The organism is Polynucleobacter nymphae (assembly GCF_018882155.1).
Lineage (GTDB): Bacteria > Pseudomonadota > Gammaproteobacteria > Burkholderiales > Burkholderiaceae > Polynucleobacter > Polynucleobacter nymphae.
The window spans coordinates 1-10,977 of the sequence record NZ_JACVPA010000003.1 but is presented as its reverse complement, the minus strand read 5'-3'; the positions used below and the strand labels follow the sequence as shown (position 1 = coordinate 10,977).

10 protein-coding genes and 1 tRNA gene are annotated in these 10,977 nt (G+C 44.7%); 5 read left to right on the top strand and 6 right to left on the bottom strand.

Annotated elements, in window-relative coordinates; genetic code table 11:
* Positions 1-363: 363 nt before the first annotated feature.
* Together ICN29_RS10560 and ICN29_RS10555 are read right to left on the bottom strand one after the other, a co-directional pair.
* Complete coding sequence (locus ICN29_RS10560) at positions 364-1,224, bottom strand: J domain-containing protein (RefSeq protein ID WP_216132996.1); 861 nt, start codon at positions 1,222-1,224, stop codon at positions 364-366.
* Positions 1,221-1,475: a hypothetical protein gene (locus tag ICN29_RS10555; protein WP_216132995.1), complete on the bottom strand. Its 255-nt coding sequence runs from the start codon at positions 1,473-1,475 to the stop codon at positions 1,221-1,223. The genes ICN29_RS10560 and ICN29_RS10555 overlap by 4 nt, the downstream gene beginning before the upstream one ends.
* Positions 1,476-1,592: 117 nt before the next feature.
* On the opposite strand from ICN29_RS10555, the gene ICN29_RS10550 reads away from it, so the two are divergent.
* Positions 1,593-1,865 carry a hypothetical protein gene (locus ICN29_RS10550; RefSeq protein WP_216132994.1) on the top strand — a complete coding sequence of 91 codons (273 nt, stop codon included), beginning with the start codon at positions 1,593-1,595 and terminating at the stop codon, positions 1,863-1,865.
* 69 nt (positions 1,866-1,934) lie between these two features.
* On the opposite strand, the gene ICN29_RS10545 is transcribed toward ICN29_RS10550, so the two are convergent.
* Both ICN29_RS10545 and ICN29_RS10540 read right to left on the bottom strand, forming a co-directional pair.
* Positions 1,935-2,024 (bottom strand) — tRNA-Ser (locus ICN29_RS10545).
* 21 nt (positions 2,025-2,045) lie between these two features.
* A complete protein-coding gene (locus ICN29_RS10540) occupies positions 2,046-3,179 on the bottom strand; it encodes an NAD(P)/FAD-dependent oxidoreductase (RefSeq protein ID WP_216132993.1) in 1,134 nt (377 codons plus the stop codon).
* A 100-nt stretch (positions 3,180-3,279) separates the two neighbouring features.
* Between ICN29_RS10540 and pgi the strand changes: the two genes are divergently transcribed.
* From pgi to ICN29_RS10520, 4 genes are all read left to right on the top strand, one after another.
* A complete protein-coding gene (gene pgi, locus ICN29_RS10535; protein WP_216132992.1) occupies positions 3,280-4,779 on the top strand; it encodes a glucose-6-phosphate isomerase in 1,500 nt (499 codons plus the stop codon).
* A gap of 81 nt (positions 4,780-4,860) precedes the next feature.
* On the top strand, positions 4,861-5,121 hold the full coding sequence (locus ICN29_RS10530; protein WP_216132991.1) for an AbrB/MazE/SpoVT family DNA-binding domain-containing protein: 261 nt from the start codon (positions 4,861-4,863) through the stop codon (positions 5,119-5,121).
* Positions 5,121-5,489: a type II toxin-antitoxin system PemK/MazF family toxin gene (locus tag ICN29_RS10525; protein WP_323483806.1), complete on the top strand. Its 369-nt coding sequence runs from the start codon at positions 5,121-5,123 to the stop codon at positions 5,487-5,489. The genes ICN29_RS10530 and ICN29_RS10525 overlap by 1 nt, the downstream gene beginning before the upstream one ends.
* A 25-nt stretch (positions 5,490-5,514) precedes the next feature.
* A complete protein-coding gene (locus ICN29_RS10520; RefSeq protein WP_216132990.1) occupies positions 5,515-6,900 on the top strand; it encodes a phosphomannomutase/phosphoglucomutase in 1,386 nt (461 codons plus the stop codon).
* Here the strand turns inward: ICN29_RS10520 and ICN29_RS10515 are convergent.
* Positions 6,897-7,445: a hypothetical protein gene (locus ICN29_RS10515; protein ID WP_215314367.1), complete on the bottom strand. Its 549-nt coding sequence runs from the start codon at positions 7,443-7,445 to the stop codon at positions 6,897-6,899. The two genes, ICN29_RS10520 and ICN29_RS10515, sit on opposite strands and share 4 nt — an antisense overlap.
* A gap of 17 nt (positions 7,446-7,462) precedes the next feature.
* Positions 7,463-10,977 (bottom strand): beta strand repeat-containing protein (locus ICN29_RS10510; RefSeq protein ID WP_216132989.1); only part of this gene is annotated, 3,515 nt, incomplete at its 5' end.

The following is a 10,977-nucleotide window of genomic DNA, read 5'->3' as shown; positions in this document are numbered from 1 at the left end:
TTGGATTACAGACCACCAGCACCCCAGGCACAAGTACCCAGAATCATCCAGAATCAACCTATGATGCTGCAATGATTTACTATAGAAAAACTCTCTCAAGTAGTGGACCTAAATTGACAGCAGTTCACTTCAAAGGTACCGCCCTTCCTTGACCACTTAGAGGGGCCATCTGCCAAATGCTTAACTAGCTCCAAGTAAGTCAGAGTTACACCATCTTCACAATCTACTGGGGCTTGACGTGGAATTTTTATATCCTTACCGCAGGTATTACATACCTTTTGATGCCAGAGCCAACCACCGCCCTTCACTAACTCAAACTCGTGATGACAGTTCCTACAGGTAGCCTCGTATCTTGTACCCATCTTATTTAACTTTAGTTAGATGATTATGAATTATGCCAACAGAGAGGGTTTTCAGAAAGTCCTCCGCAACAGCATGGCTTAATTTATTAAACTCCCCGATGCTTAATGATTTATTAATATCCCCGTAACAGACTTGAAAACTCATAAATTTAACGTCTACTCTACAACCAAGGAACTCTAAAAAATTAACATTTTCTAAGTCATTTCTTCCGTCCAAAACATATTGTGCATATACAATCGCACTCATAAAATTTTTCAAATTAAACTTTTGGATTATTTTTTCAATTACAGTCTTTGGCTCTATTCCTTGACCAAGCAGACGAACAACTTCATTTAATTCTTTTGCCGCATCTTTATGCTTTCCTAGAATTAATTTTTTTGAAAATTTAATAATTTCTTCATTTGTACCGAAGTATTTTTCTAGGTAATATTTTTCCAACGCTTCAGCATATTTTTTTCGCTCATCAAAATTCTTTCTTTCTAAAAGCGTTATCTTATATGTGTATTCTAAGGATTTGGATATTCTTGCTAATCCCAGTCCTATATCTCTTAAATCAGGGAAGTATTCGCAAACCTTGCTCCAGTCACGCTCTACCGATGAGAGTAGCTCCTCTTCATTTTCAAGATCTTCTTCCTCAAACTGATTTTTGACCCTTGTAGAGTCATATGTTTTTCTTTTGACTGGGTCCGATAGTATTTCGAAGGCCTCGTTAATATCAGCCATTCGTCGGGTTGCCTCACCCTTATCACCAGCCCATTTATCAGGATGGTAACGCTGCGCTAGCGCTTTATATGCAGCACGAATAACAATATCCTCTGCATCATCTAAAACACCAAGTGTTCGGTAATAATCTTTAGTCATTTTCTTGAACCGGATGAGCTTGAAAAAATTAAAGCAGCTACATAGGCAGGCGCAAGCATTCCTATTGCGATAAATCCAAATAGCAACATATCAAAACCTCCGCATATGGAGCCATGTTTGAGGCAGGCCATCTCATTGATGGCCAAGATAATGCAAATTAGCCATGTGATTGCACCAATGATTAAGCCAGACTTTGTTATGTCATTTCTCATCTTTTGTTTTCTATAAAAATCAGAATCATTTGTCTGCATTCAAGTGTAAGGGGAAAATGGGTCCTCTTTCTATAGATTTTGGGGGATGGGGGTCGCCAAATTAGTCCCTGAGAAAAACATAAGGGGGCACCCCCCTAATTAAGGTTTAATTACATTATGAATTTCGATAGCTCAGACAATAGCGATACCCAATTCGCTGGCAAGATTAAAACTCAAACCTTTAAGCAATTCCAACTGGAGCGTCTTATTAAGGACGGTAAGGTCATTCCTGCGTCCAAGCTAGCCGAAGCCAAGGAGCTCGAGCTGCAGCGTGCCAGGGACTTTGAGGTGGCCTCAGTTGATGAGGAGCGTCATAGACGCTCAGCGAGCGTTGCGCCAGGCGATAAGCTTGAGAATCAACCACTTACTAGGGAAAGATTCAAGGAATAAGGGTTGTGTGGGGAAAATTTGGGGAAATTGAGTGGATTTGACGCCGAGCCCATATAAACCCTTGACAAGTGGCGGAAGAGGTGAGATTCGAACTCACGGAGGACTTTCATCCTCGCCAGTTTTCAAGACTGGTGCATTCAACCGCTCTGCCACTCTTCCATTTGCGATTTCAGCCCTAGATTATAAGGAATTTTTGATTTTTCCTTCTAAATACCTGGCAATGGCAATACTGGAGGTTAATCCTGGGGACTCAAAGCCATACAAGTTGTAGAGTCCTTGCAGTCCATGGTCCTGCGGGGTGTTGAAACAGAAATCGCCTGCTGGGGTATTGGGTGGGACTATTTTGGCTCTCACTCCGGAATAATCTGGCTGTAAGGAGTTGTCTTTAAGCTCGGGCCAATACTTTCTCACAGCTGCATAAAAGCCTTCTCCTCTTTTTGTATCTACCGTGTAATCAATTTGCTCTTCGCGTTCTACATCAAGCCATTCCACATCGGGACCAAACTTCGCTTGTCCAGCCATATCTAAAGTGAGATGCACCCCAAGACCACCAGGTTCTGGGATGGGATAAATCAAATGAGAAAATGGTGATTTGCCCGAGAGCGAAAAGTAATTCCCTTTAGCAAAATAAGCCTTCGGTATTTGATTCTTTTCTAAGCCTTCAATCTTTTGTGCAATTGCAGGCGCACTCATACCGGCACAGTTAATGAAGATTTTGGTTTTGATTTTCATCCCATCGGAGCCACCGATTTCTAATTCAAAACCGCCCTCTGCGTCTTTTCCAATGGGCTTTGCACTCATGAGTGGCGAATGGTAGGCGATCATACCGCCCGCATCTTCAAAGCCACCAAGCAGTGAAAGCATAAAACCATGACTATCTACAATGCCAGTGCTTTCAGAGAGTATTGCTGCAGAACATGTGAGTTTAGGTTCAAGTATCTTTGCCTCTTCACCCGTAATCATCTTGATTTCTGGCACACCGTTATTTTGTGCTTTATAGAGAATCGCTTGTAGATCGTTAATTTGGGATTCATCAGCGACGATCAATTTACCGTACGCTTGGGTACCTACTTGATGTGTGCGGCAATACTCATAGAGGAGTCGATTACCCTCAACACACAATTTTGCTTTGAGTGAATCCTTAGGATAGTAGATACCAGCATGAATAACTTCGCTATTACGAGCACTGCTAATCGTGCCAAAAGAGCCTTCTCTTTCTAGCAAGATCGTGTCTCGGCCTTGGAGCGCCATCTCTCGAGCTACGGCAAGGCCAACTACCCCAGCGCCGATCACAACACAGTCAACTTGCTCCATCTATTTGTCCCGCTTTATATTCATTAGTAGGAATATACCGAATTCCTAGCATTTTCAGTGTTTTAGAGGATTTAGTAGCCCTTCTTGATAAAATCAGGCTATGTCTTCTAGCCCCCTGCAAAACTCAGAAAATATCGCTGCTAGCACCCATACAGCCGTCGATGTGGTGCTCGATACCGCTTATCAAAATATCAGTGCAGCGCAGTGGGATAAGTTATTTTCATTCGCTCGCAAATCCAAGCTTGAAGGTTTTATTGCCGACATGTTTGCTGGTAAACATATTAATCTAAGCGAAGATCGCCCTGCTCTTCATTCTGCGCTGCGTAATCTTTCTAAATTACCCGTCATGTTAGATGGGCAAGATGTCATGCCAGCTATTACCGATGTATGGCGTCGCATTGAAGCGCTCTGTAATAAATGGGTGGGTGTTACTGATGTCATTCATATTGGTATTGGCGGATCTGACTTTGGCCCTCGCCTAGCAATAGAGGCCTTAGCCCATGTTCCAGGCATTGAGAGCCGTGGCATGCGCATGCACTTCTTAGCCAATATCGATACTGCTGAGCTAGCCCGCATTCTGGATCGCGCTCAACCCAATAGCACCCGCATCATTATTGTTTCAAAGTCGTTTACTACTTTAGAGACGACCATGAATGCTAAGGCGGTAGTCAATTGGCTCAAAGATAATGACTGTACTAAAGGACAAATTGCCAATTCTTTATTTGCAGTGACTGCAAACATTCCAACTGCTAAAGCATTTGGCATTGAGGAAGACAATATCTTCCCATTTTGGGATTGGGTGGGCGGTCGCTACTCCGTTTGGTCTGCGGTAGGTCTGCCGATTGCTTTGCAATATGGCTTTAAGACTTTTGAACAATTCTTAGCGGGTGCGCATGCAATGGATTTGCATTTTAAGAATGCACCTCTAGAACAAAATCTGCCGGTCATCATGGCCTTGGCTTTATTACATCAACAAGAAACTCTGGGCATTAAGGCCTATGCGGCTATCCCCTATGCGGATGCGCTAGATTGGTTCCCAAAATGGTTGCAACAGCTTGATATGGAGAGTAATGGCAAGTCGGTTGACCGTCAGGGCAAACCGGTAAAACACTCATCACCAGTCGTATTTGGTAGTGCTGGCAGCAATGCACAACATTCTTATTTTCAGTTGCTTCATCAAGGTAGCGATGTCGTGCCCATTGATTTTATTGCAGTGCGTAAGCCGATGAGTGATCGCCCTGAGGCTATAGCGCATCACCGCATCTTGCTATCCAATTGTTTAGCTCAAGCCCAGGCTTTAGCGCATGGCAAGAAGGCTGATAATCCAAACGATGTTTATCCCGGCAATCGTCCAAGCAACTTGTTGCTTCTACCAGAACTCAATGCTTTTTATCTCGGCGCCCTACTTGCTCTCTATGAAAACCGTGCAGCCAGTCTTGGCGCGCTTTGGAACATTAATAGCTTTGACCAACCTGGGGTGGAGTTTGGCAAAGTACTCGCTAAGCCGATTGAGAAAGCCCTGCTTGATGCTTCTCACTTAGAAGCCAATAACAATATTGATGCTGTCACTGCCGCACGTATTAATTTATTAAATACCTAGCAAAAACCTGTTTTAGCGGGGTTCTTGACATCCAATCATTACATGTTTAAACTTGTTTATACATGTATAGGGAGGTAATTTATGGCTCCAGCACTAAAAGTAGAACAAACAGTTCAGGAATGGGGTAATGGCTTAGGCGTGAGGATTACCTCTCCGGTTGCTAAAGCAGCCCACCTTTCTCAAGGTATGCCAATTACAGTAGAAGTTGTGAAAAACGGCGTCCTCCTCAGGGTTGTGGGAAAGCCAAAGTTAAGTCTTAGTCAAAAACTAAAGGCCTTTGATCCAAAACAACATGGCGGAGAAATCATGGATACACAACCCATTGGAAAAGAGATCATTTAATGATGGAAAAGTTAAGGCTATGGGTTCCTGAGCGTAGGGATATGATTTGGATTAATTTCAATCCCCAATCAGGAAAAGAAATGAAAGATGAGCACCCAATGCTTGTTATTTCCCCAAAACCATTCAATGAAAAAACTGGCCTTGTAATTGGGCTTCCAATGACCCATGCCAAGTCCAATGAAACAAACCCATTTGCAATTAAGTTCTCGACTGGCAAAGCTGACCCAGTCTATATATTGACACACCAACCAAAGTCCTTTGATTGGCGTTTACGTAATGCAAGGCCACACCCTTGGAAAACACTTCCGCCTGCCCTATTTCAAGAAGCATGTGATGGCTTAAATTCCATTATTGAAATTGCTCACTAATATATATTAAATATCAGGACTTACCGTGCAGCTATCGCCATCTATTTTCAAAGCTTATGACATCCGCGGCATTATTGACGAAACTTTAGAGCCATCCATTGCCAAACTCATTGGCCAAGCTTTTGGTACAGAGATGCGTGAGCTTGGAGAAACCGAGATCGTCATTGGACGTGATGGTCGCTTATCTGGCCCCGTCTTAATCGAAGCGCTAACTGAAGGTCTCTTGTCTACCGGCATTAATGTGATTGATCTAGGTATGGTTGCTACACCCATGGTGTACTTTGGCGCTAACCAAGTGATCAACGGTAAGAAACCCAAGTCCGGCATCATGATTACGGGCAGTCACAACCCACCGAATTACAACGGCTTCAAAATGGTTCTGGGGGGTGCTGCCATTTATGGTGACCAAATCCAGGGTTTGCGTAAGCGCATTGAAGCTAAACAATTTATAACTGGTCAAGGCACTAGAAGTACATTTGATATTTTCCCAATGTATTTAGAACGCATTGTGAGTGATGTCAAGCTAGCCCGCCCCATGAAGATTGTGGTTGATTGCGGTAACGGTGTAGGTGGCGCCTTCGCCGGTAAGTTATTTAGAGCTTTAGGCTGCGAAGTACAAGAGCTCTTTTGCGAAGTTGATGGCCACTTTCCGAATCACCATCCAGACCCTGCGCATATTGAGAATCTTAAAGATCTCATCAAGAACTTACAGACTACCGATAATGAACTCGGCCTCGCCTTTGATGGTGATGCTGATCGTCTTGGCGTGGTAACCAAGGATGGTCAAGTGATTTTCCCTGACCGTCAAATGATGCTCTTTGCTAAAGATGTACTCTCTCGCAATCCGGGTGGTCAGATTATTTATGATGTGAAGTGCACTCGTAATCTAGCGACTTGGGTTAAGCAGCATGGTGGTGAGCCTTTGATGTGGAAAACAGGTCACTCTTTAGTCAAAGCCAAACTTAAAGAAACTGGCGCGCCTCTTGCCGGTGAAATGTCTGGCCATATCTTCTTCAAAGACCGTTGGTTTGGTTTTGATGATGGCTTATATACCGGCGCTCGTTTATTAGAGATCCTTTCTAAAGAGAAAGATCCTAATCAAACATTGAATGACTTACCTAATGCTATCTGTACCCCTGAATTACAACTGGCTTGCGCTGAAGGTGAACCTTTTGCGCTGCTAGAGACCATCAAGGCTAATGCCAAGTTCCCAACTTCACAATCGATTAATACGATTGACGGTGTGCGCGTGGAATATGCCGATGGTTTTGGTCTAGCAAGACCTTCAAACACTACGCCAGTAGTAGTGATGCGCTTTGAAGCAGATAGCGATGCTGCGATTGCACGTATTCAGGCAGAATTTAAGGCTGTCTTATTGGCTGCTAAGCCAGATGCGAAACTACCGTTCTAATGCATTAGTGGTTTATTGTCTTTAACATTATGCGCTGGTGCTGTAGCAGCAACATCTTGCACCTGCGGTACTGGACCCCAAGAAGCATGCTCACGCAATTGATTTAACAACAGGCACATTGCTTGTAATGTGGTGCCCGCCATCTTGAGGTTGATATTGGCGCCACCAGGTAGCACCAAATCCAAAGAGAGCACGTCTTCTGAGCCTTGTTTCTCGAGGGCGCATTTAACATCCATCACCAAGATAGGATCTGCGCCGAGTGGATAGTTATTTGCAGGCTGATAAGCGTTGGCCTGACCATCGCTAGTAGCACCCTTCTCCACTTGTACTGCTTCTTTACCAAACTCTGCAATTGCTTTTGCTACTTCTGGACTATGGGTCTGCTCGAGATTCTTGACGAGCAGATGGGAGGTTGCTGCCAAGATGAACAAAGTAACCCGACGGGTAAACCAAAAGCAAAACTCGGTATCCTCCGCTGTATTAAAGCGAAATAGTAAGCGATCATCATGCGCTAAATAGGTGGCGTTGAATTGTTTAATCGTCATTGCGCATATTGTTTAGATTACAGGCAACTATCAGCGTCCTTTAAGCACTTCATATTAGCACCCTCTAATGCATTATTGATGACAGGGTCAGGCTTATCCAAGCTGACCTCATCTGGCTGATCTGTAAGTCTAGAATCTGGGTCATAGTTAGGGTCATCACCGTCATAGCCAAGTTTCTTGCCTGCTGATTTAGATTTGCTTCCTGGAACTCCACCACTAGCTTTACTTGATCCACTGCTACTCGAGGAGGAAGCGCTATCTGAATCAACATCATCACCATCTGATGATGTATCACTCATGGAAACAGTCACTTTTGAACTGGCTTTGCTTGGGCTACTTTCGGCAACAATCATATCTACTTTTAATACTGCAGCAAGATTACCGCCCGATGCTGCAGCTGCAGCTGCAGCTGCAGCCGCAGCTGCAGCTCTGGCAGCCTCAGCCTCACGAACTGGGAATCTCACACCGGGCAACTTAACGCCCGAAGTAAAGCTTGTTATGCCATCAATAATGATTCCTGTTACAGCACCATCAGCCGTTACATTAAAAGCACCATTCACTCTGCCAGTATCAAAAACAATATTTCCAGGCTGGCTTGCTCTAAATGTTGCTACCGTTGATGTACCACCAGCCAAAATGGCAACTTGATCGGCGCTATAGTTTTGAGTTGCCGTGGTCTCGACACCTACTACGCTAATAGTACCTACGCTTGGATTTAAAGCAAATACATCATCTGTACTGATAGCCTGGAGGTTGACTGAGTAGAACGGGATAAGATTGCCTACTAAGCCGTTCAAGATGATTCTAGGTTGCTTATTTGGGTCGCCATTGACAAAGCCGTTATAAACTGCAGCAATCAGCAAGCTATAACCTGCCTTTTCAGGGTTGACTGTGCCAACAAAGCGCACCATTGGGTCATTCGAGATAAAGGTGCGAGTTAACATTACATCAGAAATCGTAAATTTATCGGATGGGCGTGTACTTCTAACGAACTCAGAGTACAAGAAACCAACTACACCATTACTACCAAGAACAGTTGTACCGGTGTAGCTCTGCTGACTGCTGGTTTTCACGTCAGCCAAGAGCCGAATGTTGGCTGCAGTGACATTGAAGTTTTGCAATGGCAAGATTGAGCCTACGCTTGCACCGATGGTGACGGTGCCACTACCAGCATTAACTGCGAGAGACTGATTTTTCGCAGAAGCAGCATTAATGGTACTGTTAAAAGTAATCGCTGCATTGTTAGTATTAAGATTAATGCCAGATGCACTATACGCGGCATTGTTGTAATCAATTAGACTTGCTGTTTGGTCAGCTGCAGCAGCAATGGTGACTGCGCCATCATAGACTTGAGCGCCACTCGTATTAATTGAACTGCTAATCGTGATAGGTCCTGTGACATGCAAGCTGGTCAACACAACATTACTACCAATTTGTAAATTACCGGCTGTAGAGATCACAGCGCTACTGCCCAATGCGGTAGCGTTATTCAGAATTAAGGTGGAAGCGTTGAGAACCGTATTACCAGTGTAGGTGCTGCTACCTGCTAAGGTCATTGAGCCCGTTCCAACCTTGATCAATGAGCCAGCGCCGCTAAATGCCCCGCCAAAAGTAAAGTCGGTATTACTGTTACCAACGGTTAAGTTGCTTGCCAATAAGACTGAACCAGTACCTGTTACTGAGTTAATCGTATCTGCCTGACCAACGATGTAAGTTGTGCCACTTGCAAGATCAATATTAGCCACATCTGCCAATGAGCCCGTTATGTTGAATGTACCAGCGGCAAGGCTAGTAGCGCCGACATAAGTATTGGCACCGCCTAATATAAGTGTTCCACCACCACTCTTTGTGAAATCACCGGGGCCAGCAATCACGCCGTTATAGGTCAAAACCGTAGCACTGTCGACAATAATAGTGCCAGCACCCAATAAACTAATTCCACGATTTGCATTTAAGGTAAAGGTTGCAGTGGTTTCTAAAGTTCCGTTATTGAAGATGAGGGAACTTGGGGTTACTGTTGATGGCGCAGTGCCTAGATTATTATCAGCACTAATAATTAAGCGACCACCATTAATGGTCGTTGTACCGCTATAGGTATTCGCACCAGACAGGGTTAAGCTTCCTGCCCCACTCTTCGTGAGGTTGGCATTACCAGCTAGGATCGCTGAGATCGCAGTAGCACCTGTGTTATTAGTGATGTTGTAGCTAGTAGCGGTGAGCACGCCAGTAGTGCCAGTAATTGATCCTGCAGATAAAGTTACGGCACCTACTGTGTTGCTGTAGGCACCCATTGCTAAGCTTCCACCATCAATAGTTATTGCATCACCGCTAGGCAAGGCATTATTAGCGCCCAACGCAATCGTACCGGCATTAATCGTGGTACCGCCAGTGTAGGTATTGGTGTTGGTAAGAGTTAAGCTACCTGTGCCAACTTTAGTAAATGATCCTGGACCACTAATCACACCAGTAAAGATGGTATCCGTAGCATTGCCTGCAGAGAGGTTGGCAGTAAGCACAACATGCCCCGCACCAGAAATTGAACCTACTGTATCAGTAGCGCCAACAATATAGGTTGCGCCGCTAGCGACAGTTACTGCCGTATTGTCAGGTAAAGCACCGGTAACATTTAAGGTTCCAGCATTCACTGTCGTAGCGCCAGTGTAGGTATTGTTATTCGACAAGGTTAATGTGCCAGAGCCTACTTTAGTAAATGATCCAGTTCCACCAATTACACCGGCAAAGGTGGTATCAGCGGCAGTACCTGAAGTCAGTCCAGAGTTCAAGGTGATGCTACCGGCACCAGTAATCGAAGCCACAGTATCAACAGTATTGACAACATAAGCAGCGCCACTAGCCACAGTCACTGCAGTACTATCCGATAAAGTACCGGTGACGTTTAGAGTACCGCCATTAACCGTTGTTGTACCAGTGTAAGTATTAGCGTTGCCCAGGGTTAAGGTACCTGCCCCGCTCTTAGTGAGGTTAGCAGTTCCGGCCAAGATAGCGGAAACGGTGCTAATACCAGTGGTATTGGTAACGTCATAACTACTACCGGTAAGTACACCCGTTGTGCCTGTAATAGAGCCAGCTGATACGGTCACAGCACCAACAGTATCGCTGTAAGCACCCATCGCTAAGGTGCCGCCAGCAACGGTGATTGCTCCGATATCTGCCAATACATTATTGGCGCCTAATGCTAGCGTACCGCCATTGATAGTCGTGCCACCAGTGTAGGTATTGGTGTTGGTAAATACCTCAGTACCCGTTGTCAAGGTTACGCTGCCAGCGCCACTGATCACACCGTTAAAGGTGTCATGAGCGTCGCTGATGGTCAAAGCAGTATTGCCTAAGAGTACCGAGCCAGCACTGTTACCTGCCAAGCTCACAATTGAGACACCAGTCGTAGCACCGCTAATATCAAATATCGCATTATTAATAATGCTAGATGAGGTGGCGATTGAGCCAGTGCCAGTTAAGGCTAAGGTGCCACCGTTAATGGTGGTAGTACCAGTGTAGGTATTGGTGTTGGTAA

Coding starts and splice junctions, on each gene's coding strand:
- ICN29_RS10560 (WP_216132996.1), bottom strand. CDS start 1,224: ATGACTAAAGATTATTACCGAACACTTGGTGTTTTAGATGATGCAGAG.
- ICN29_RS10555 (WP_216132995.1), bottom strand. CDS start 1,475: ATGCAGACAAATGATTCTGATTTTTATAGAAAACAAAAGATGAGAAAT.
- ICN29_RS10550 (WP_216132994.1), top strand. CDS start 1,593: ATGAATTTCGATAGCTCAGACAATAGCGATACCCAATTCGCTGGCAAG.
- ICN29_RS10540 (WP_216132993.1), bottom strand. CDS start 3,179: ATGGAGCAAGTTGACTGTGTTGTGATCGGCGCTGGGGTAGTTGGCCTT.
- pgi (WP_216132992.1), top strand. CDS start 3,280: ATGTCTTCTAGCCCCCTGCAAAACTCAGAAAATATCGCTGCTAGCACC.
- ICN29_RS10530 (WP_216132991.1), top strand. CDS start 4,861: ATGGCTCCAGCACTAAAAGTAGAACAAACAGTTCAGGAATGGGGTAAT.
- ICN29_RS10525 (WP_323483806.1), top strand. CDS start 5,121: ATGATGGAAAAGTTAAGGCTATGGGTTCCTGAGCGTAGGGATATGATT.
- ICN29_RS10515 (WP_215314367.1), bottom strand. CDS start 7,445: ATGACGATTAAACAATTCAACGCCACCTATTTAGCGCATGATGATCGC.